A 20690-nucleotide genomic window follows, 5' to 3' on the forward strand; every position below is an offset into this window, starting at 1 on the left:
CCCCGGCGTCCCGCCGCACCGCGGTCACCGCTCTCACGGCGACGGCAGACGCAGGGCGAGGAGGGCCACGTCGTCGGTGCTGCCGGGTGGCATCCGGGCGGGCAACTGGTCGCACAGCGTGTCCAGCGGTTCGTGGGCGAGAGCGAGGGCGTGGCGGCGCAGCCGGGCGAGGCCGGTGTCCAGGTCGCTGCCGGGGATCTCGATCAGACCGTCGGTGTAGAGCAGCAGGGTGGAACCCGGCGGAAGGACCTGCGCGGCGCTCGGCCGCCCGACGCCGGTGCCCGGAGGGGCGCCGAGGAGGAGTCCCTGTCCCGTCTCGAGGTACTGCGCCTGTCCGTCCGGGGTCAGCAGGAGGGGCGGCGGGTGCCCCGCGCTGGTCCACCGCAGCGTCCAGGGACCGGTGTGCGGGTCACCTTCGAGCAGGGCGAGGACGAGGGTGGCCATGGGGACGGTGGTGATGGCGGGCATGGCGTCGTCGAGGCGGTCGACGACGGCACCGGGCGGGCCGGTGTGGTCCCAGGCCAGCGAGCGCAGGATGCCGTGCAGTTGAGCCATTCCGGCCGCCGCGGTCAGGTCGTGACCCACGACATCACCGATGACCAGCGCGAGCGTGCCGTCCTTCCGCTCGAACGCGTCGTACCAGTCGCCGCCCACCTGCGAGCCGGCCGGGGCGGGCTGGTAGCGGGCGGCCAGCCGCAGGCGGCCGGGCTGGGGCAGCGGGGCGAGCAGGTTGCGCTGCATGGCCTCGGCGACGGCGCGCTGGCGGCCGAAGCGGCGGGCGTTGTCGATGACCAGCCCGACCCGGCGGCCGATGTCGCTCACGACGGTCAGATCGTCGGTGTCGAAGGGGTGCGCCGGGTCCGTGCGCACCAGTGTCAGGGCGCCGGTGACCTGCCGCCCGGAGCTCAGCGGCACCGTGACCGCGGACGTCGCACGGGCGGCCCGCAGAAAGCCGCTGTGGACGGCGGCCAGGGCGGAGGCGGCCGGTGCGGCCACGTCCGCCACGCGCTGCAGGACGGGATCACCGCCGTTCAGCACCTGAACCAGAGGGGAGCGGACCTCCTCCCCGGCCTCGGGAAGTCGCTCGCGCCAGTCCTCCTGTGCGGCGTCCCGGCCCTCGGGGCCCGTCACCGCCACACGGTGGACCTGGCCGGAACCGACCCGGAGGTCCACCGCCGCCCAGTCGGCGAGGCGGGGGACCAGCAGGCGGCCCAGCCGGGCGAGGGCCTCATCGGTCTCCAGAGTCTGACCGAGCACGTCGGTGATGTCCGCGACCAGCGTCAGCCGCTCGGTGAGGTCCTCCAGAGCACGTGTGTAGGCCGCACGCTCCCGACGCGCGCTGCGGTCGCCGGCGGCGTCGGTCAACAGCACGGCCATGCCCAGGAAGGCGCCGTCGCCCCTCAGGGGAGAAGCGGACCAGGAGGTCGCGATCAGGCGACCGTCCCCGCGCAGACAGATGTGGCCCTCCTCCCGCGCCTCGACCCTCTCGGCCACGGCTCGCAGCAGCGTGCACTGCTCCCGGGGGATCGTGCCGCCGTGCGCATCCCGGTGCAGCAGGTCGTGTGCGTCCTCCCCGAGCATCTCCGGGCCGGCGCGGCCGAGCAGCCGCTCGGCTGCCGGGTTGGCCGCGAGGATCCGTCCGGCGGGATCCACCACGATCAGGGCCGTGCCCAGCTGCCGGACCACCCGCTGCCAGAAACCCGGCTCGGCCGTCGGCCGGCTCCCCTCGTCTCCCGCACCCTTCACCACGCCGCCCCCTCCGTCAGGCAAACCCTCGCCGAAGCCCGCGGGCACATCGGGGGACCGACACACCAGTGGATCGATATTGCCCGCACTCGGCGCGGATCGGCGACGTCGCGTGGTGTTGTTCCCGTGCCGGCAGTGACCCGACGACCAGGAACCCCTGCTGCCCGTGTCTGTCCTGTCCAGACTTTCGGGCGGTAACTTGGTAGAGAAAGCCCCAAAAGAAGGGCGAATCGATGCCGTGGTTCCTGTGGCTGCTCGCTGCCGCGGCGCTGGGTGCCGCGGAGTTCTTCACCCTGACCCTGGTCTTCGGGCTGCTGGCGGGCGCCGCACTGGTCGCCGCCGTGGTCGCCGGTGTGGGCGTCGGCCTGCTCGGCCAGCTTCTGGCCCTGGGGGCAGCGGCAGCGGCGGGCCTCGTCCTCGTCCGTCCCGTCGCACTGCGGCACATGGCACAGCAGCCCTTCATCCGCGACGGCAGCGACGCGCTGATCGGCAAGCGGGCCGAGGTCGTGCAGGAGGTCACCGCGACCCGCGGCCTGGTCAAACTCGCCGGCGAGGAATGGTCCGCCCGCGCCCTCGACGAGAGCCATGTGATCCCGGTGGGAGCGCTGGTGGACGTCATGGAGATCGAAGGGGCCACCGCCATCGTCTACCCCCGCGAGCTCCTTCCCTGAACGGCTGAACGCACAGCTACGGAGGCACTGTGGATCCAGTTGTCATCCCCATTCTCCTGGCGGCACTCGTCATCGTCTTCCTCGTGGCCTCCACCGTGCGGATCGTCCCGCAGGCCCGCCGCTACAACATCGAGCGGTTCGGCCGGTACCGCCGGACGCTGCAGCCAGGGCTGAACCTGGTCCTGCCGGTGGCCGACCGCATCAACACCAAACTCGACGTGCGCGAGCAGGTCTATTCGTCCGACCCCCGGCCGGTGATCACCGAGGACAACCTCGTGGTGAACATCGACACGGTGCTCTACTACCAGATCACGGACCCGCGGGCGGCGGCGTACGAGGTCGCCGACTACCTCCAGGCGATCGACCAGCTCACCGTGACCACGCTGCGCAACGTCATCGGCAGCATGGACCTGGAGGAGACGCTCACCTCGCGCGAGGAGATCAACTCCCGGCTGCGCGCCGTCCTCGACGACGCCACAGGCAAGTGGGGCATCCGCGTCAACCGTGTCGAGATCAAGGCCATCGATCCACCGCACACCATCAAGGAGGCGATGGAGAAGCAGATGCGGGCCGAGCGCGACAAGCGGGCGGCCATCCTGCACGCGGAAGGGGAGCGGCAAGCCAAGATCCTCACCGCGGAAGGCACCAAGCAGAAGGACATCCTGGAGGCGCAGGGCACACAGCAGGCCATGATCCTGAGGGCGGACGGCGAGGCCAAGGCGGTGGAGCTGGTCTTCCAGGCCGTCCACCGCAACAACGCCGACCCCAAGATCCTGGCCTACAAGTACCTGGAGACGCTCCCGCACTTGGCCAAGAGCGACAACAACACCTTCTGGGTCATCCCGGGGGAGCTGACCGAGGCGGTCCGGACCGTCACCCGGGCGTTCGGCGACGAGTCGACGGCAGACCCTCCCCGCCCCGCGCGGGCCGAGGAAGCAGCCGGCGCCGACGAAGCCGAGGCCTCGCACGAGCCCCGGATCCCGCAACTCGACACGGGCTCGACGGTCGCCCTGGACGCCGCCGCGGCCGCCGACGAGGCAGGGAAGCAGGCCGCCGCGGCGGTGAACGACGCCAAGGCGGAGGCTGAGGCGGCGAAGTCATCGCAGGTGCCGCACCTGGGGCGGCCGTCCGGCGACTGAATCCGCCATCGGGCTGCGGCTGCGGGGAGGACCGAGTCCTCCCCGCAGCCTCCGGTACGCGTCCGGTACGCGTCCGGTACGCGTCATGAGCCGTCGCACACCGCTCCAGGGCCAGTCCCACGGACCCGGCTTCGAGCCCGTTGTCCTCCTGGCCGGTACCACGACCTGCACCACGGACAGCCGCACGCGACCACATGAAGGTGCCCTCGGACAGCCGGTGGAGCAGGTCGGTGACGTCGAAAGCCTCGACGACGGGGCCTCACCGCCCGAGCCCGCCATCGTTGCCCCGGGGACGACGGTTCCGGGAGGGGCGCATGGGACGGTTCCTCCGCTGTCCGTACGGTCCGTCGGGCCTGTTCGAGGAGTACGCTGGATTTACCGAGGATATTTCGAGCACCGGCTTTCAGGCCCGTGTCGTTTTCGGCGATTGAATATTCCGGGCCGACCCTGGTCGGCCCGGGGCAGGGTTCGCGTCATGACTGCGACCATTTCCCACCCGCCGACGACCGAAGCCGTAGACCGGCTCTCCTCGCTCCCTCTGCGACTGTCGCTGGCTCCCACCGGCTCCGCGCCGGCTCTGCTGGACGGCGCCTGGTGGCCCCACTCCCGCGATCTCGCGGCGGAACTCCCCTCCCTGACCGCCGTAGTGGATCCGCTGTGGGGGCGGATCACCCGGGTCACGGTGAATCCCGCCCAGTGGCCGGTCATCCCGCGCAAGGTGCCAGTCCCCGGGCACGTGGTGAACGTGGGCTGGTTCCGGGAGGAGCAGGACCCGCACGAACTTCTGTTGCTCTCCTACCACGTGGGCCGCTGGAACCTCTTGGTCGTCCCGCCGCGGACGGCTCCCGACTCGGCCGCCTGGCTGATGGCCGCCGCGAGTGACCCGCGCGGTATGTCGACCGCGAGCCGGTTGATGGAGGAGGCGGAGCGCCTGCGGACGCTGCGCGACGCCGACCGGGCCGTGGAAGCGGTCTGGGACTTCGAAGGAGGACACGAGTCCCGCGACTCGGCCGCACCTCCGCGGGCGCCGGCCATGACCGGCACGGTGCCGCAGCAACCGAGGGGAAGGTGAGGACGGTGGAGACCTTCGTGACCGTGGCCGTGATCCTGGGACTGATCGGGGTCGGGGCGCTCCTCATCCGCCTGCTGAACTCGCAGCACGGCGACCGCATGACCGGCGTCCGTTACGGCCGCACCGGGATGCCTGTCGCGGGACCGGCTCCGTCGGCTCGACGCAGGGCCCGCGGCAGGGCGGCGACGAGCGGCACCGGCCGCCCCGACCGGCCCGGGCCCGGCGTACGCGGGCGACTCCGCCCACGCGCCCGTGAAGGAGCGAGCCCCAGCCTTCCGGCAGGCTCGCCCGGCCCGTCACCCGACGGGCGGAACTGACCGCACCGACAGCACCACCCGCAATCCGGGACCCCGGCCGCAGCCGCGCACACGACAGGCCGGGGGCCCACCCGCGTCCGGTTTCCGCAGACCGGGGCAGCCAACCCCCTCCAGGACACGATGCCCGTCGGGCGCGGACCTTGTCCGGTTCGTGGCGCATCCCCGGACGGCCGGTCCACCACGATGCCCGCCGACCCGGGCTTGTGGAACGGCCCTCCGCCCGCCACCCCGCACACTCCCGTATCGGCGGCACGCCGCGAGGGCAGGACCCGGTCCGGCCACGCGGCTCGCCGACGGGCACTCCGAACCGAGGAGCCATGCCCCTTCCACGGCTGAACGTCCACCGGCGCGACCACACAGCCCGCTCGCTGATCAGCCTTTCGGGGGAGATCGACCTGGCCACCGCCCCGCTCGTACAGGCCGCGCTGGCCGAGTGCCTGAACGACGGCATGGGCATCACGGACGTCGATCTCACGGGAGTCACCTTCTGCGACGCCAGCGGACTCAACGTCTTCCTCACGGCATCGGGGCTCGCCACGGAAGCCGGCACGATCCTCCGGCTGCACCATCCGCCGCCGATCATGGCCCGCATCATCGAGATCACCGGCTCCGGGTTCCTGGTCCACGAGCTCCCCACCCGCGCAGCGCCCTCACGTCGATCTCCCGAAGAGGCTCAATCTAGGGCGGTGAGGTGATCGGCGCCGCCGCCCCGCCACTCGACGAGGAAGATGGTGGCGTCGTCGGTCGTGGTGCCGCCCCGTTCGTGTTTCAGAGCGTGCGACAGCGCCCGCACCACCGCCCGTACCTCGGTGCGGTCGCGGAGGATCCGGTTGGTCCACTCGATGAGCTGCTCCTCACCGAACTGCTGCCCGTCGGCCTGGTGCTCCTCGATCAGACCGTCGGTGAAGCACAGCAACCGGTCGCCGGGTTGCAGCATCCGCTCGCTGACCACCGGCTCCTCGCCGCCGAAGCCGACGGGCAGCGTGGTGGGGCTCTCCAGCCGGTCCACCACGGCGCGGTCACGGATCAGGAACGGAGCCGGGTGGCCGGCGTTGACCCACTGCAGCCGGCCTGTGGTGATGTCCAGGACCATCATCTGTGCGGTGACGAAGTGGTCGGGGCCGAACTGGTCGTTGATGGCCCGGTCCATGAACGCGTACACCCGGGACAGGTCGGTGTGGGCCCGTCGCGTGTGGCGGTAGGCGCCGACGGCCACCGTCGCCATGGTCGCCGCGTCCAGCCCATGGCCCATCGCGTCGAGCATGGCCACGTGAAGGATGTCGCCGTTGAGGGCGTAGTCGAAGCTGTCGCCGGCCACGTCGTAGGCGGGCTCCAGGATGCCGGCCACCTCGACCTGCGGAACGGTCATCGACAGCGGGGGCAGCAACGACCACTGGATCTCCGCGGCCACGCTCATCGGAGCGCTGCGGCGGGCCTGGAAGAACTGGTCGGTGTAGGCGTCCTTGGTGACGATCATGTCCGCGACCAGAGCGGCGAGTCTCCGCAGCAGCCGCCGGTCGTCGTCGTCGACGTTGTCCAGGGTGACGGCCATGACCCCGATCTGGTCACTGCCGTCCAGCAACGGCAGGTAGATCCGCACGCTGCCGCCCTGAGGCGCCTCCACCGTTCTGAGGCTCAGGAACGCCTCGCCCGCGGGGGAGTCCTCGACCGGCTCGGGGCCGCCGACCTTCAGCCGCCGGCCCGGCAGCGGCACCAACAGCACCTGTTCGTAGTCCTGCAGGAGGATGGAGACCTCCCGCCCCCCGACCCTGGCGACCTCTTCCGCGACGAGTGGGGCGATCAAGTCCGGCGGCATCTCGTGGGCACGGTCCAGCAGCACACCCAGCAGTCGTTCGCCGAACCCCTCCGACCGGTCCACCCCGACCCTGCCCGGCTGCCGCCCACCGTCCGTCATCACTGCTCGATTCCCTTCGTCCCGGGGTGATGGCGAGCCGATCGCGCCAAGGGCGGCATGTCGTCCCAAGCGCCCCTCGCCGCGCACGGCTTGGGCAGAAGGGTGACCATCCGCCATCGTAGGCCTTATTGCACCATTTCATCCTGAATTGTTTACAAAGCGGACGAGGAGGAGTCAGAGTCGAGTGGGGGGCAGGAGGAAGCCATGACCGTCCTCGCAGCGTTTCTTCTCGTCATCGGGACGATATTGATCCTGATGGGGGCGATGCTGATGCTGGTCGGAACGGTCCTGATCGTCCTCGGGGCGCTGCTGATCATCATCGGGATCGCCCTGGTCGCTGTCGCGGCCTTCTTGCTCATCCGGAGGGCGTTGAGGCGGGAAGGGTAGGGCCGGCCGGACCGGAGCACGGCCGGACCGGAGCAAGGGGAACCGGACCAGGCCCGGTGCGTCGAAAGGAGCGAGTGATGAGCAGGGGTGTGGTGGGCTTGATCGCGGGAATGGCGCTGGGGTTCGCCGCGTACTTCGGTGACTTCTGGGCCTTCCTGCTGGTGCTGGGCCTGGGCATCGTCGGTCTCGTGATCGGGCGGCTCATGGACGGTGATCTCGAACCGGGCGACTTCATCCGCCGCCGGGACCGGCAGGACCGCATCCGCGATGACCGGCGAGGGGCCAGGGGAGACCGGCTGCGCTGACCATGAGCCGAGCGGGCCCGGGCATCCGCGGCGCCGCGCGGTGCCGTCACCGCCACCGACGGTCCTCGCGGAGATCGCCCCGGCCCCCGCTCCTACGCGGCAGCCCGGGGCCTCCGGAGCGGAGCTCCCGCCTGATGGAGGCTGACGAGGGCCAGCCGGTAGGAGGTGATCAGCCCGGTCTCCACGTAGTCCACGCCCAGGTCCTCGCAGTGGCGCCGGACGATGGTCCGCGCCCTGCGCAGGTTGGGACTGGGCATGCTGGGGAACAGGTGGTGCTCGATCTGGTGGTTCAGCCCGCCCAGCGCGATGTCGGTGAGCCGGCCGCCGCGCACGTTGCGCGAGGTGAGCACCTGGCGGCGCAGGAAGTCCGGGCGGTCTTCGCCCTTCAGGATCGGCATGCCCTTGTGGTTGGGCGCGAAGAGGGAGCCGAGGTAGACACCGAACAGGCACTGGTGGACGGCGAGGAAGGCGATCGCCATACCGAGGGGCAGCAACCAGAACAGGACGGTCAGGTAGACCGCGAAGTGCGCGAACAGCAGGACGCCGTCGAGCCCTCGGTGCTTGAGCGAGCGATTGGCCAGCGCCTTCACGCTCGACACGTGCAGGTTGAAGCCCTCCAGTGTCAGGAGCGGGAAGAACAGGAACGCCTGCCAGCGGCCGATCACGCGGGGGAGCCCGGTGGCGTCCCGGGCCTGGTCCTGGGACCAGACCAGCAGGTCGGGGTCGAGGTCGGGGTCGAGGTCCTCGTGGTTGGGGTTGGCGTGGTGGCGGGTGTGCTTGTCCTGCCACCACCCGTAGCCCATCCCGATACCGGCACCGGCGATCCGTCCGGACACCTCGCTGGCCCGGCGCCGGCGGAACACCTGCCGGTGGGCCGCGTCATGGGCGAGCAGGGCGACCTGACCGAAGACGACGGCCAGGAAAGCGGCGGCGGCCAGGGTCCACCAGCTGTCACCGATGAGCGCGACGGTGGCCCACCCGCCGACGTAGAGCCCCGCGACCACGGTGATCCGCAGGGCGTAGTAGCCGGGACGGCGGCCCATCAGGCCGGCATCGGCGATCTTCCTCGACAGCCGGGCGAAGTCGCTGCCGGGCCTCTCCGAGGGCGGGGGGCGGACGATGGAATGCGTGGTCATGAGGGTGTTCTCCCCGGATGAGGCCGATGACTCGGTGTCGCCCGGGAGCCGCTGATACCGGGCCGTAGGCAGGGATGCGCTTCCTCCATTGCAGGAAGCGCATCGCGCGACCGCGGAGCAAGGACGACGTCTGCTTCGTCAGCGGGCGGCCGCGCAGGCCCTTTTCCGTGCGGGTTCCCCGCCGGGCAGGTCTCACACCGCGACGGCAGCGCGCGTGCAGTTCCCTGGCCGACCGGGGATCCAGCGGGCCGTTCCCGCCCGCTGGAGAAGGTCGTCAACTACCGCATGACAGCTGCCCGATGACGGAGCCGGCGCGGCGGGCGCGGCTCCGCTCCGCATCCGAACGCCGACGCCCCGTGCGGCGCGTCCCGCCGACCGCCTCCGGCGGAACGGGGTGCCGGACAACACTCGGGTGGCCGGCCACCTGGCCGTCGGTGCGGCTTGGTGCCGAGGATCACCCGCCGGGCGCGGCACTCATACGGCCACCCGGAAGCGCCGGTAGGGAAATTACTGAATTCGGCTCTGCTCACTCGCATTCAAGCTATTTTCGTAGCGCTGTGCGCCGTCTGAATGAGGTGAGATTCTTCTGTCTTGTTCAAGTCAGTTACAACGATAGTTCTGCGTAATATGCCGCTGCGTAAGAGCAGCAAGGCATCCCGGGCAATGGGTATGGCCTGCCCGGTACGCCACGGTCCTCACAGGATTGGCCTTTCGATGAAGCTGAAAATCCCTCAAGCGACTGACCGGCGTTCCGTGTCCGGCATCCTGGCCTCAGCCCTCGCAGCGACGGTTGCCGCCGTGCTGGTCGCTGTGACGCCGACGCCGGCGCTGGCCATCGCCACGGCCCCGGGGCTGGGCACAGCGGCCAGCTATTCCGTCCTGGCGGGCCAGGGCGTGACCAACACCGGCCCGACCGTGCTCTACAACGACCTCGGGACCTCCCCGAACCCGGCTGTGACCGGATTCCCGCCCGGTGAGGTGCGTGGTGCGGTGCACCGCGGGGACGCCCAGGCCGCTCAGGCCAAGTCGGACCTGGTCACGGCATACAACAACGCGGCCGGCCAGGCACAGGACTTCCCGCTCGATTCGGTGATCGGTGCGGGCCAGACGCTGGACCCAGGTGTCTACACCCGTGAATCCGGCGGTGTCCAGATCAACGGCACGCTGACCCTGGACGCCCACGGAGACCCCAACGCCGTCTGGGTCTTCCAGATCCCTTCGACCTTGATCACGGCAACGTCCAGCCAGATCCTCCTCACGAACGGCGCTTCGGCGTGCAACGTGTTCTGGCAGGTCGGGAGCTCGGCCACCCTCGGCACCAACTCCGTCTTCGTCGGAACGATCATGGCGCTGACCTCGATCAGCGTGACGACGGGGACGAACATCGAGGGCCGGGCGCTGGCCCGTAACGGCTCCGTGACGCTCGACAACAACCGGATCTTCCTCGGCGGGTGCGCGGGCGCCACGACGGGTGGCACGACCACCGGAACCACCGCGGGCACGACCACCGGCACGACGACCGGCACGACGACCGGCACGACGACCGGCGGAGGACTCCTCGGCGGCGGTCTCGTCACCGGCGGTCTCCTGGGCGGACCGATCGCCTCGCCCGGCAGCACCTCGGGCAACGTCGCCGGCAGCACGTCCGGGAACACCGAGGGCAACACGGCCGGCAACACTGCGGGCAACACGGCCGGCAACACCACCGGCGGGAACGGCGGCGGGAACGGGGGCGGGCACGGCGGAATCGGCGGCGCGAACGGCGGCGGGCACGACGAGGGCCCGGGCAAGCCGGACCATGACGACAAGCCCGGAAGGCCGGGCCAGGGCGGCGGACACGGCCACGGCAAACCCGGCCACGACGACTCCGACCACGGCAAGCGGCCCCACGAGGACTACGGCTACGGCGACCAGCCCCACGAGAAGTACGGCTACGGCGACCAGCCCCATCAGAGGTACGGCCACGACGGGACGCCCAAGGGGCACGAGGGCGACGACCACTCCAACCGCCACGACGGCTAGGCAACGCACTACGGTCGGCCCGCTCACCCGATGACGGCGCGCGGCGGAATCTCTTCGAATCCGCCGCGCGCCGCCCGGCATGGGCAGCTGATGTGAGAAAGGCGGTAGGCGATGGCAAGCGGAATCGATGCGGCGGACGTGAAGGAAATCCAGCATTCCGAGTCCGGTCCGGATGTGCGGGAATGCCCTGACGTCGCGGCCGCTCCGCCCAAGTTGCCGAGAGGCGCCCGTGCTCTCAAAGCGGGTTTGTGCGCCATGGTGGTCCTGTGCGTACTGGCGAGTGTCGTGCACGTGCTTCTGGTGTTTCTCCACGTGGCGCCGGCCAATACGGTATCCAAGCGATACGGCTCCCAGATCAATGCCTGGGTGTTCCCCTTCTTCGAACAGAATTGGCGGCTTTTCGCCCCGGACCCGGAATCCGTGAACCGGCAGATCCTGGCGAGAACCGCCCGCACCGATTCCGATGGATCGTTCGAGGTGAGCCCCTGGTCCGATCTCACCGCCGTGGACGGCTCCGCGGTCGAACGTCATGTCTTCCCGAGCCACACGGCACAGAACATGCTGCGTCGCGCCTGGGCCGGCTACGCCGACTCGCACGGAGGGACCGACACGGCGCGCACGGAACGCGCCGTGATGATGCGGACGTATCTGACCAACATCGCCGCGGACCGCCTCGCCGCCCAGAAGGGCGACACGTTCGACTTCGTCCAGCTCCGCGTCGTCACGCGGCCCGTCGCCGCGCCCGGATCAGAGGCCGGCACTCGTCCGCCGAAGCCGTCCGAGAACCGGCTTCTGCCTTGGTGGAAGGTGACCCGCCATGCCGAATGAGACCCGGAGGACGGCGCATCCCGGCGCCGGCACATGGCTCGGCGAACGGATCACCGCCGGATGGGACCTCCTGACCGGGCGGCCGGTGTCCCTGTACGCCGCGTCGGTGCTGCGCATCGGCTACGGGCTGCTCTACCTCGTCTTTCTGCTGCGTGAGTTCCCGCACCGGCACGAGATCTGGGGCCCCGGATCTCCCTGGACGCCCGCCCTGGCCCGCGAGCTCTTCGAACAGACGGGCTGGGTCAGCGTGCTGGTCCTGTCCGACAGCCGGGCCTTCCTCGAGCTCTGCTACGGGCTGGCCCTCGTCACGTCCGCGCTGTTCATGCTGGGCTGGCGGACCCGCGTCATGTCCGTCCTCTTCGCCGTCGTGGTGACCTCCTTCCACGCCCGCGCGATCTTCATGACGGACGGGGGCGACAACCTGATCCTGCTGATGGCCCTCTACCTCGTCCTCACCGCCTGCGGCCGACGCTGGTCCCTGGACGCGCGCAGAAACAGGTTGAAATCAGTTCCTGCCGACAGTGCGCCGCGAGCGTCGGGAAACCCCCTCACCCGGCAACTGTCGGACGCCCGGTGCGTCCTGGTCACGGTCGCCCACAACTGCGGCATGTTCCTCATCGCGGCGCAGGTCTGTCTCCTCTACGGATCAGCCGGCCTGTACAAGGTCCAGGGCAGTACCTGGGGCAGCGGCACCGCTCTCCACTACGCCCTGAACCTCGAACTCTTCCGGCCCTGGCCCGTGCTCTCGGACTTCGTCGACCAGCACTCGCTCGTGATCGCCATCGCCGGTCACCTGACCGTGCTCCTGCAGGTGGCCTTCCCGTTCGTGCTGTTCGGCAGACTCAAGTACCCCGTTCTCACCCTGCTGCTGGGCATGCACATCGGCATCGCCGTACTCATGGGGCTGCCCCTCTTCTCCGGGGCGATGATCGTCGCCGACGCGGTGTTCCTTCCCGACCGCTTCTACACCCTGCTGCCTCACCTCGGCCGTCGCGTGCTGCGGCGAACGGACGGCGAGCCGGCACCGGTACCGGCGGCAGGCGCCGGAGCCGTCCCGGCGCAGGGCGGGCCCGGCGGCGTACTCGCCTCGAAGTACCCGGTCGCGCTTCCCGCCGAGCGGAACGACACCCATGACCGCCCGGAGGCCGCGTCCCCTCGGCTCCCTTCCAAGGGGCCCTGACACGCGTCCTCGGCACCGCCAAGTGAGAGTGCCCTGATCACGGCTGGTGTCTCTCGCGGGCGGCCGAGGCCCGTCCGGTGTCCGCGCCGGAGCTGGTGTGCCGCTGTGTCTCATGCAGCGCGGCCTCTCGCGGGTGCAGGTCCCGGGTGTGCTCCAGCAGGGCCGCGAGGTCGACCTTGCCGCCATGACGTTCGACCATGGAAAGGCCGAAGGGATGATCCATCTCGCAGGTGACCACCGCCACGGCCCCTTCACGCAGGCACGACAGGCGGCGTAAGCGTGTGAGAACCGAGTGCATCAGGAGCTCTCTCCCCTATCGAGGGCGGACCGTAGCCTCCGGTGTGCTTCTCCTGGGCCGTTGCCCTCCTGTCCTTCCAGCAGGGCTGCCGCGATGGCGTCGAGCTTGCGCTGGACGGCGCGTTCGGCCCGCAGCTCGGAGTTCTTCAGCAGCGCCACCATGAGCAGGGTCAAGGCCGACATCGCCTCGCCCACGAACAGAAGCCACGTGATCGGCAAACCGATCACGTGCAAGGTGACAGCCACGGCGACCAGGATCAGGCAGATCCCGAAGAACGCTGCCGAACTGGTGAACCGCGAGGCGTTCTCGGCCAGCCTCTCAAACGGCTTGCTCCGCGAGCCTCCGCGGTCGGACGGGTGCTTGAGAATCATGCCCATTTCTCTACAGCGGACGACGGCATGCCCGAGGGCTGCCACGCCCGGCCGAAGTCCGCCGCGGGGTCGGCGGGATTCCGTCCTGGTACGAGCTCGGTTTGGCCGGGCGTGATGTGGCTGCGGGTCGACAATCGATGGTGTGCCGGTACAACTCGGCGACGACTGTGGCGCGGATGCCGGGGTCTGCGGGAGGGGGGCGGAGCGCGATGCCGCGATCGACCGAGAACTGAGGCGTCAGACGCCGGCGTCCAGCTGCCGTCATTCCCCGCGGCATGCCCGCCCGTGAGCCCGGACGCTCCCCGGTCGCGACTGCCCCGGTGCTCGCCGAGGTTCAGGCGTTCCACCTCGTCGAGATCCTCTGCGGCCGAGCACCCTCTCCCGCAAGGGGCTTGGCCCCCTCCTGCCGGGCGACGTAGGGCCCTTGCCGGTCGATGGCAGCAGTACCCAGCAGGCACCGCCGGCCCCTCAAAAGCCGCGTGCCAGTCGCCGGCTCGCCTCATTCGGTACGGACAACCACCTGCATGTCGGCGCTGTCAGCCCCCCCCGGAACCCGGTCGGAGAGACGCCCCTCGAAGGAGCTCTCAACAGAAGTCCGCCGCTGCAGGTGGCAGCGCGGCGGTGGCCGGGTCAGGTGCCGCCCGCTTCGGTGCGCTGGTAGATGTCGGGGATGCCGTCGGCGTCCTCGTCGAGGTTTTCCTCCTCGTACAGGCGCCGGTAGACGGCGTTCCTGCGGCGCAGGAGCAGGGCGGCCAGCAGGGCGGCGGTGAGTGAGGCGATCAGGACGGCGGCCTTGACGTGCTCGCCGACGGCCGTGCCGGGGAAGGCGAGCTCGCCGATGAGCAGGGCGACCGTGAAACCGATTCCTGCCAGGGTCGCCAGGGCGAGGACGTCGGCCCAGGCCAGGTCCGGATTGAGCCGGGCGCGGGTGAAGCGGGCGGCGAGATAGGTCCCGGCGAAGATGCCGAGGATCTTGCCCGCGACCAGCCCGGCGATCACTCCGAGGGGCTCGGGGGTGGTGAAGACCTTGCCCAGCGCGTCGCCGGAGACGCTGACCCCGGCGGCGAACAGCGCGAACAGCGGCACGCACACGCCGGCGGAGAGCGGGTGCAGCTGATGACCGGTGCGTTCCGCGGGTGATTCCTTCTCGTCCTTGTCGCGGACGGTGCGCAGGATCAGGCCCATGGCGACCCCGGCGACGGTGGCGTGGACGCCGCCGTTGTAGAGGAGCGCCCAGATCGCCACTCCGAGCGGCACGTACCACCACCAGCCCTTCACCCGCTGCCTCTGCAGCACGTAGAAGACGACCAGCCCGGCGACCGCGCCCGCCAGCGCCCAGTAGTTGAGGTCCGAGGTGAAGAAGAGGGCGATGATCAGGATCGCGCCGAGGTCGTCGACCACCGCGAGGGTCAGCAGAAAGGCCCGCAGGGCGGTCGGCAGGTGGGTGGACATGACCGCCAGGACCGCCAGGGCGAAGGCGATGTCGGTGGCCATCGGCACCGCCCAGCCGTCCATGCTGCCGCCGCCGGCCGCGACCGTGACGGCGTAGAACGCGGCGGGCACGGCCATGCCGCACACGGCGGCGATCACGGGCAGCGCCGCCGTCGCCGGGGTGCGCAGCGAGCCGACGACCAGTTCCCGCTTCAGCTCGATCCCGGCGACCAGGAAGAAGACGGTCAGCAGTCCGTCGGAGGTCCAGTGGCCGACCGAGAGGTCCAGTCCCAGTGCGGGTATCCCGAAGTGGAAGTCGCGGATCGTGGTGTACGCGCTGCTGAGCGGAGTGTTCGCCCACACCAGTGCGACCACCGCGGCGGCCAGCAGGACGAGGCCGCCCACCGTCTCGGTGCGCAGGGCCCGGGCCACTGCCTGTCGTTCGGGCCAGGGGAGGAGACCGAGGAACGGGGTGCGGGGCGGGGTGGCGGCCAAAGCGGCGAACCTCCGGGGTATCGGGAAGCGGGCATACGGCCCTACGGACGCCGACCAGACTTCCCGGCACACCCCGCGCCTCATTGACGCGTTCTTCACACCCTAACCGGAGCAGGTCCGTCGGCCCACCCCCGCCGCTTCCGCCGCAAACGGGCAGGCAGTGAGCATCGGTGGACGTATTCGGGCGAGGTGCCGTGGTGGACGGGGTACACACGTGCCTGGAGTGATCACGTCGGGCAGGAGGTCGCAGTGACGCTTTCGGACGTGGTCTACGTCTGTCTGGGCCTGGGGGCGCTGGGGGCCGCTGTGCTGCCCCGGGTGGTGTCCAAGCGACCGTTTTCCCTGCCCATGGTCTTCCTTGCCGCGGGGGTTCTGATCGAGTTGCTGCCGGTGGGCGTGCCGGCCGTGGATCCCGTTCGTGATCGCCTGTGGGTCGAGCACACCACCGAGGTGTGTGTGATCGTGTCGCTGATGGGCGCGGGGCTCGCCATCGACCGGCCCTTCGGCTGGCGCCGCTGGTCGAGCACGTGGCGGTTGCTGGGCATCACGATGCCGCTGACCGTGGCGGTCGTCGCCCTGCTGGCCTGGGGGCTGCTCGACTGGCCGCCCGCCGCCGCTCTGCTGCTGGGGGCCGTGCTCGCGCCGACGGATCCCGTGCTGGCCGGTGAGGTGCGCGTGGGCGAGCCGCTCGGTACCGAGCGCGACGAGGACGAGGTGCGGTTCTCCCTGACCAGTGAGGCGGGGCTGAACGACGGACTCGCTTTTCCGTTCGTCTACGCGGCGATCGCCCTCGCCGCGGCGGCCGGGACGGGGTGGTCGGCGGGCTGGATCGGTTCGTGGGCGCTGACCGATCTGCTGGCCAAGTGCGCTGTGGGGCTGGCCGTCGGGGGTGGTGTCGGCTGGTTGCTGGGGTGGATGTTCTTCCGGGTGCGTACGTCGGCGCTGCGGCTGTCCGAGCACATGGAGGGCTTCGTGGCGCTGGGGGCCACCTTCGTGTCGTACGGCATCACAGAGGTGCTCCACGGCTACGGCTTCCTGGCCGTGTTCGTGACGGCCTGCGTCATCCGGGCCGCCGAGCGCAGCCACGGCTATCACAAGGTGCTGCACGAGTTCACCGAGCAGATCGAGCGGTTGCTCACGGCCGCCCTGCTGTTCCTGCTCGGCGGTTACCTGGTGGCCGGCGCCCTGTCCGCCCTGACGCTGATGGGCGCGGTCGTCGCCATCGTCGTGCTCCTGGTCGTACGGCCGCTGGCCGGGTGGCCGGCACAGGCACGGACCGCCATGGGGAAGAAGGAGCGTGCCGTGGTCGCGGTGTTCGGGATCCGGGGCATCGGTTCGCTGTTCTACCTGTCCTACGCGCTGGGGCAGGACTCCTTCGGCGGTCTGGAACGGGAGCTGTGGGCGGTCGTGGCCCTCACCGTAGTGCTCTCGGTGGTGCTGCACGGGGTCATGGCGACCCCGGCCATCGGATACCTGGACCGGTGGCGGGACGGGCCGGAGCTCGGTGGTCGGTCGTAGGGGCAGACGTACGGGCCCGTACCCACCAAGGCGCGAGGTGGGTACGGGCCCGTGCCGGAGCCGGGCCGCCGGGGGGCGGTCAGACGGTGGTCTTCACCGACTCCTGGTCCTCGTCGCCGTCGTCGCCGATCTCACCGGCCTTGCGGGCGCGGACGAACTCCAGGAAGGAGTTGAGTTCGCGCTTGACGACCGGGGCGAGCAGGTACAGGCCGATGATGTTGAACACCGACAGCAGGAAGAGCGCGGAGTCGGCGAGGCTGATCAGCGAGTCGAGGGACATCAGGGCGCCCAGGATCACGAACAGGCTCCAGACGGCCTTGAAGACGGTCTCGCTGGCCTTGCTCTTGCCGAACAGGTACGACCAGGCCTTGAGGCCGTAGTAGCCCCAGGTCAGGATCGTGGAGAAGGCGAACAGCAGCACCGCGATCGTGAGCACGGCCGGGAACCAGGGCAGCACGGTCTCGAAGGCGTCGGAGGTGATGGTGACGCCGCCGATGCTCTCGCCCGCGCGGGCCTCGGCCCAGCTGGCCGGGTTGGCGATGACGATGGTCAGCGCGGTCATCGTGCAGATGACGACGGTGTCGATGAACGGCTCCAGCAGGGCGACCAGACCCTCGCTCGCGGGGTGCTTGGTCTTGACCGCGGAGTGGGCGATCGGGGCGGAGCCGAGACCGGCCTCGTTGGAGAACGCGGCGCGCTGGAAGCCGATGATCAGGGCACCGAGCACACCGCCGGCGACGCCCTCAGCTTCGAAGGCGCCCTGCAGGATGGTCTGGAAGGCGTCGGGCACGGCGGTGACGTTGCTCAGGATGACGACCAGGCAGGCCACGATGTAGATGGCGGCCATCGCGGGCACGAGCCGGCTGGTGACCGAGGCGATGGAGCGGATGCCGCCGAGCAGCACGAGACCGACCAGCGCGGAGACGACCAGGCCGAAGAGGACGGCGCCGGCGGAGGAGGCCAGGAAGCCGTCCTCGCCGCCGAAGGTCGAGGAGATCTGCGCGTAGCTCTGGTTGGTCTGGAACAGGTTGCCGCCGAACAGACCGAAGAAGAGGATCATGATCGAGGCGAGGACGGCGAGTACCTTGCCGAGCTTGGCGCCGCCGCTGCCGAAGCGCTCCTTGAGGCCCTTGGGCAGGTAGTGCATCGGGCCGCCGGAGACGGTGCCGTCGGCGTGTACCTCGCGGTACTTCACGCCGAGGGTGACCTCGACGAACTTGGAGGCCATGCCGAGCAGGCCGCACAGGATCATCCAGAACGTCGCGCCGGGGCCGCCGATGGAGACGGCGACGGCCACACCCGCGATGTTTCCGAGGCCGACCGTGCCGGAGACGGCGGCGGTCAGGGCCTGGAAGTGGTTGACCTCGCCGGTCGACCCCTTTTCGTCGTACTTCCCGCGCACGACGTCGAGCGCGAGTCTGAACTTGCGGACCTGCACGAACCCGAACCAGCCGGTGAAGACGAGACCGGCGACGACGAGCCAGGCGACGATGAGGGGAAGATCCGTTCCGCCTACGGGAACAGCGTAGAAGACGACGTCTCCGAGCCACTTGGCTATCGGTTCGAAGAAATCGCTGACGGCTTCGTCGACGTTTTGGGTGACGGAGTCGAGTGACACAGTTGCTACCTCGATGGTGCGAGCCCGGGGCACAGGGGAAGTGCCGCCGGTCGATGTGCGGTCTCGGAACGAACGCCGTTGTCCGATCGGCGACGCTGGGTGGGCTGTCCGTGGATGCGGATCGTGATCACCCTGGTCGTGCTGCCGGTGCATGCCGACCGCTCCGCACTGTGGCGTCGAGTGGTGCCACCTGCGGAGTTGCGTAGTTCTACCACGACCATTGCCATGTCTTTAGTGACTCAAGTCACATAACTCACAGTCGCAGTCGAGAATGCCAGCGAGCGATATCGGACCGTTATGCGGGGCCGGAGATCCGTTCACCGGACAGCTGATGAACGTACATACACATAGGCATGGGGGCGGCGTAAGCGTTCCGTCATCTCTCGCGGGGGTCATGACGCCTTCCTGACCCGTTGAATGGGGAGCCACGAAAGCTCTCAGGAAGTGAGGCATGGAATGGCACGCAGGCAGATGGTGCTGGGCAGGCCGCTGGTCATCGGCGTGCTGGCGATGGCGGTCGTAGGCGCCGGTCTCGGGCTGTACTGGTTCCAGCCGTGGAAGCTGTGGCAGGACGAGACCGTGCAGGAGGCACTGCCCAGCGCCGTGGCCCCGACGGTCCCTGAGGCCGAAGCGCCCTCCGAGTCGCCTTCCCCGGCTCCCGGGCCCCGGACGCTGGCGGGCGGCACATTGATCAGCCACGAGCACGCCACCTCGGGCAGCGTGAAGCTCGTACGGCTCGCCGACGGCTCCCATGTCATACGGCTGGAGAACCTCGACACCAGCAACGGTCCGGATCTGCGCGTGTGGCTGACCGACGCGCCGGTGAAGGAGGGGCGGGCCGGATGGCACGTCTTCGACGACGGCGCGTACGTCAGCCTCGGCAAGCTCAAGGGCAACAAGGGGAGCCAGAACTACGCCGTACCGGCCGACGTCGACGCGTCCCGGTACACCAGCGTGAGCATCTGGTGCGACCGTTTCGACGTGTCCTTCGGCGCGGCTGAACTGGCGCGCTCCTGAACCCGACCGCGGGGGCGCGTCACAGGCCCTGGGTGGGCCAGTCCAGCAGCCTTGCGCCGATCACCGCGGTCTGCAGCATGTAACGGTGGGCCGGATCGGCCGGGTTGGCACCGGTGAGTTTGTGGATGCGCTCCAGCCGGTAGGTCAGGGCCCGCACGCTGAGAGTGAGGCGACGGGCCGCCTCGGCGGCAATGCACCCGGAGTCGAAGTAGGCGGTGAGGGTGTCCAGGAGGGGCTGGGCGCCGCCGCGGGCCGTGGTGAGCGGGCCGAGGGTGTTGACGACGAGTTCGGCCATGGCCTGCCGGTCGCGGGTGAGGACCGGGTAGACGAGCAGGTCGGCCGCCCGCAGGACCGGGTCCTCCAGTTCCAGGCGCTCGGCGAGTTCCAGGACGCCCAGCGCCTCCTCGTAGGAGTGCACGACACCGCCGGGGCCGGGCTGGGGCCGGCCGATGGCGACGCGGCCGCCGTCGGTGGCGGCATGGGCCTGCTTCGCGAAGTGGGCGAGGACCTCGTCCTGGGAGCCGGGAGCGATGCACAGCAGCCGGCCGTCCTTGGTGGTGAGCAGGATGCTGCGGTCGCCGAAGCGTGAGATGAGGGCGCGTTCCACCTGGCGGGGGACGGGGTCGCCCTCCTCGTAGGCGGTCGGGCCCTCGGCGACGGCGACGGCGTGGGCGTGCGAGAGACGCAGGCCGAAGCGTTCGGCACGTTCGGAGAGGCGTCCGAGGTCGCTGCGGCCGTAGAGGAGGTCGTCGATGAACTCGCGGCGGGCGGCCTCCTCCTGCCGTACGGCCTGGCGCTGCGCGCGCTCGAAGCCCTCGGCGAAGGCGTCCGTCGCCTGCTGCACGGCGGCCAGGACGGTGTCGGCCGATGTGGGGCCGGGAGGCCAGGCCGAGCGGGCGGCGGTCAGATGGGCGCTGACCAGGGCCCGCAGTCCGTGGCCGGCGTCAGCTGCCTGTTCTCCGAGCGCCCGACGTGAGGCGAGTTCCTTCCGGGTGAGACGCCGGCCGGTGGCAGCGACCTCGGCCAGCATCCGGGCATAGCCCGCCAGATACTGCTCTGGAATCTCCAACTCCGCCATGCTTCCCCCGAGTTCTTGATGCGCCGCTGACGGCTTCTTAGCAGCTGACCGGCATGCAGACCCTAGACAATGTTGCCGGGAACCGGCAATGCGCGGGCGTGCGCCGACGATGCAGGATGGGGTGCGGGGGGCACTACGGGGGATTT

20 protein-coding genes are annotated in these 20690 nt (G+C 70.0%); 12 read left to right on the top strand and 8 right to left on the bottom strand.

Going from position 1 to position 20690, the window contains the following annotated elements; all coding sequences use genetic code 11:
• Window positions 1-33 precede the first annotated feature (33 nt).
• A complete protein-coding gene (locus tag A4E84_RS21430; protein ID WP_062928140.1) occupies window positions 34-1749 on the bottom strand; it encodes a SpoIIE family protein phosphatase in 1716 nt (571 codons plus the stop codon).
• A 230-nt stretch (window positions 1750-1979) separates the two neighbouring features.
• On the opposite strand from A4E84_RS21430, the gene A4E84_RS21435 reads away from it, so the two are divergent.
• The 5 genes from A4E84_RS21435 (at window position 1980) to A4E84_RS21450 (ending at window position 5640) form a co-directional block, all read left to right on the top strand.
• Window positions 1980-2417: an NfeD family protein gene (locus tag A4E84_RS21435; protein ID WP_062928141.1), complete on the top strand. Its 438-nt coding sequence runs from the start codon at window positions 1980-1982 to the stop codon at window positions 2415-2417.
• A 29-nt stretch (window positions 2418-2446) separates the two neighbouring features.
• On the top strand, window positions 2447-3556 hold the full coding sequence (locus tag A4E84_RS21440) for an SPFH domain-containing protein (RefSeq protein WP_062928142.1): 1110 nt from the start codon (window positions 2447-2449) through the stop codon (window positions 3554-3556).
• 475 nt (window positions 3557-4031) lie between these two features.
• Window positions 4032-4628 carry a DUF5994 family protein gene (locus A4E84_RS21445; protein WP_062928143.1) on the top strand — a complete coding sequence of 199 codons (597 nt, stop codon included), beginning with the start codon at window positions 4032-4034 and terminating at the stop codon, window positions 4626-4628.
• A 5-nt stretch (window positions 4629-4633) separates the two neighbouring features.
• Entirely contained in the window at window positions 4634-4945 is a 312-nt protein-coding gene (locus A4E84_RS40975; protein ID WP_174569447.1) for a hypothetical protein, read from the top strand.
• A 317-nt stretch (window positions 4946-5262) separates the two neighbouring features.
• A complete protein-coding gene (locus A4E84_RS21450) occupies window positions 5263-5640 on the top strand; it encodes an STAS domain-containing protein (protein WP_062928144.1) in 378 nt (125 codons plus the stop codon).
• Here the strand turns inward: A4E84_RS21450 and A4E84_RS21455 are convergent.
• Entirely contained in the window at window positions 5619-6860 is a 1242-nt protein-coding gene (locus A4E84_RS21455) for a PP2C family protein-serine/threonine phosphatase (protein WP_062928145.1), read from the bottom strand. The two genes, A4E84_RS21450 and A4E84_RS21455, sit on opposite strands and share 22 nt — an antisense overlap.
• Window positions 6861-7064: 204 nt before the next feature.
• Between A4E84_RS21455 and A4E84_RS21460 the strand changes: the two genes are divergently transcribed.
• Window positions 7065-7247 carry a hypothetical protein gene (locus A4E84_RS21460; protein WP_062928146.1) on the top strand — a complete coding sequence of 61 codons (183 nt, stop codon included), beginning with the start codon at window positions 7065-7067 and terminating at the stop codon, window positions 7245-7247.
• Between the two features lie 77 nt (window positions 7248-7324).
• The gene (locus A4E84_RS21465; protein WP_062928147.1) at window positions 7325-7552 is read left to right on the top strand and encodes a hypothetical protein; all 228 of its coding nucleotides are present in this window, start codon (window positions 7325-7327) and stop codon (window positions 7550-7552) included.
• A gap of 92 nt (window positions 7553-7644) precedes the next feature.
• On the opposite strand, the gene A4E84_RS21470 is transcribed toward A4E84_RS21465, so the two are convergent.
• Window positions 7645-8688, bottom strand: coding sequence for a fatty acid desaturase family protein (locus A4E84_RS21470; RefSeq protein ID WP_062928148.1), 1044 nt, complete (start codon window positions 8686-8688; stop codon window positions 7645-7647).
• A 714-nt stretch (window positions 8689-9402) separates the two neighbouring features.
• Between A4E84_RS21470 and A4E84_RS21475 the strand changes: the two genes are divergently transcribed.
• The 3 genes from A4E84_RS21475 to A4E84_RS21485 all read left to right on the top strand — a co-directional run bounded on the left by A4E84_RS21475 (window position 9403) and on the right by A4E84_RS21485 (window position 12718).
• The gene (locus tag A4E84_RS21475; protein WP_062928149.1) at window positions 9403-10710 is read left to right on the top strand and encodes an ice-binding family protein; all 1308 of its coding nucleotides are present in this window, start codon (window positions 9403-9405) and stop codon (window positions 10708-10710) included.
• A gap of 111 nt (window positions 10711-10821) precedes the next feature.
• Entirely contained in the window at window positions 10822-11538 is a 717-nt protein-coding gene (locus A4E84_RS21480; RefSeq protein WP_220451708.1) for a DUF5819 family protein, read from the top strand.
• Complete coding sequence (locus A4E84_RS21485; RefSeq protein WP_062928151.1) at window positions 11528-12718, top strand: HTTM domain-containing protein; 1191 nt, start codon at window positions 11528-11530, stop codon at window positions 12716-12718. The genes A4E84_RS21480 and A4E84_RS21485 overlap by 11 nt, the downstream gene beginning before the upstream one ends.
• 37 nt (window positions 12719-12755) lie before the next feature.
• Here the strand turns inward: A4E84_RS21485 and A4E84_RS21490 are convergent, their stop codons facing one another.
• The 3 genes from A4E84_RS21490 to nhaA all read right to left on the bottom strand — a co-directional run bounded on the left by A4E84_RS21490 (window position 12756) and on the right by nhaA (window position 15313).
• Window positions 12756-12917 (bottom strand): hypothetical protein, encoded by a 162-nt coding sequence (locus A4E84_RS21490; protein WP_174569448.1) that lies wholly within the window; start codon window positions 12915-12917, stop codon window positions 12756-12758.
• 98 nt (window positions 12918-13015) lie between these two features.
• The gene (locus tag A4E84_RS21495; protein WP_062931545.1) at window positions 13016-13387 is read right to left on the bottom strand and encodes a low affinity iron permease family protein; all 372 of its coding nucleotides are present in this window, start codon (window positions 13385-13387) and stop codon (window positions 13016-13018) included.
• 630 nt (window positions 13388-14017) lie between these two features.
• Window positions 14018-15313: a Na+/H+ antiporter NhaA gene (gene nhaA / locus A4E84_RS21500; RefSeq protein ID WP_062928153.1), complete on the bottom strand. Its 1296-nt coding sequence runs from the start codon at window positions 15311-15313 to the stop codon at window positions 14018-14020.
• Window positions 15314-15562: 249 nt separating this feature from the next.
• Between nhaA and A4E84_RS21505 the strand changes: the two genes are divergently transcribed.
• Window positions 15563-16831: a cation:proton antiporter gene (locus A4E84_RS21505; protein WP_062928154.1), complete on the top strand. Its 1269-nt coding sequence runs from the start codon at window positions 15563-15565 to the stop codon at window positions 16829-16831.
• 79 nt (window positions 16832-16910) lie between these two features.
• Here the strand turns inward: A4E84_RS21505 and A4E84_RS21510 are convergent, their stop codons facing one another.
• Window positions 16911-18449, bottom strand: coding sequence for an alanine/glycine:cation symporter family protein (locus A4E84_RS21510; protein WP_062928155.1), 1539 nt, complete (start codon window positions 18447-18449; stop codon window positions 16911-16913).
• 456 nt (window positions 18450-18905) lie between these two features.
• On the opposite strand from A4E84_RS21510, the gene A4E84_RS21515 reads away from it, so the two are divergent.
• Entirely contained in the window at window positions 18906-19466 is a 561-nt protein-coding gene (locus A4E84_RS21515) for a DM13 domain-containing protein (RefSeq protein ID WP_062928156.1), read from the top strand.
• 19 nt (window positions 19467-19485) lie between these two features.
• Here the strand turns inward: A4E84_RS21515 and A4E84_RS21520 are convergent, their stop codons facing one another.
• The gene (locus A4E84_RS21520; protein ID WP_062928157.1) at window positions 19486-20544 is read right to left on the bottom strand and encodes a PucR family transcriptional regulator; all 1059 of its coding nucleotides are present in this window, start codon (window positions 20542-20544) and stop codon (window positions 19486-19488) included.
• Window positions 20545-20690 lie beyond the last annotated feature (146 nt).

Origin of the sequence: Streptomyces qaidamensis (genome assembly GCF_001611795.1) — a bacterium.
GTDB lineage: Bacteria > Actinomycetota > Actinomycetes > Streptomycetales > Streptomycetaceae > Streptomyces > Streptomyces qaidamensis.

Coding starts and splice junctions, on each gene's coding strand:
- A4E84_RS21435 (WP_062928141.1), top strand. CDS start 1,980: ATGCCGTGGTTCCTGTGGCTGCTCGCTGCCGCGGCGCTGGGTGCCGCG.
- A4E84_RS21445 (WP_062928143.1), top strand. CDS start 4,032: ATGACTGCGACCATTTCCCACCCGCCGACGACCGAAGCCGTAGACCGG.
- A4E84_RS21450 (WP_062928144.1), top strand. CDS start 5,263: ATGCCCCTTCCACGGCTGAACGTCCACCGGCGCGACCACACAGCCCGC.
- A4E84_RS21455 (WP_062928145.1), bottom strand. CDS start 6,860: ATGACGGACGGTGGGCGGCAGCCGGGCAGGGTCGGGGTGGACCGGTCG.
- A4E84_RS21460 (WP_062928146.1), top strand. CDS start 7,065: ATGACCGTCCTCGCAGCGTTTCTTCTCGTCATCGGGACGATATTGATC.
- A4E84_RS21465 (WP_062928147.1), top strand. CDS start 7,325: ATGAGCAGGGGTGTGGTGGGCTTGATCGCGGGAATGGCGCTGGGGTTC.
- A4E84_RS21470 (WP_062928148.1), bottom strand. CDS start 8,688: ATGACCACGCATTCCATCGTCCGCCCCCCGCCCTCGGAGAGGCCCGGC.
- A4E84_RS21475 (WP_062928149.1), top strand. CDS start 9,403: ATGAAGCTGAAAATCCCTCAAGCGACTGACCGGCGTTCCGTGTCCGGC.
- A4E84_RS21480 (WP_220451708.1), top strand. CDS start 10,822: ATGGCAAGCGGAATCGATGCGGCGGACGTGAAGGAAATCCAGCATTCC.
- A4E84_RS21485 (WP_062928151.1), top strand. CDS start 11,528: ATGCCGAATGAGACCCGGAGGACGGCGCATCCCGGCGCCGGCACATGG.
- A4E84_RS21490 (WP_174569448.1), bottom strand. CDS start 12,917: ATGGTCGAACGTCATGGCGGCAAGGTCGACCTCGCGGCCCTGCTGGAG.
- A4E84_RS21495 (WP_062931545.1), bottom strand. CDS start 13,387: ATGATTCTCAAGCACCCGTCCGACCGCGGAGGCTCGCGGAGCAAGCCG.
- A4E84_RS21515 (WP_062928156.1), top strand. CDS start 18,906: ATGGCACGCAGGCAGATGGTGCTGGGCAGGCCGCTGGTCATCGGCGTG.
- A4E84_RS21520 (WP_062928157.1), bottom strand. CDS start 20,544: ATGGCGGAGTTGGAGATTCCAGAGCAGTATCTGGCGGGCTATGCCCGG.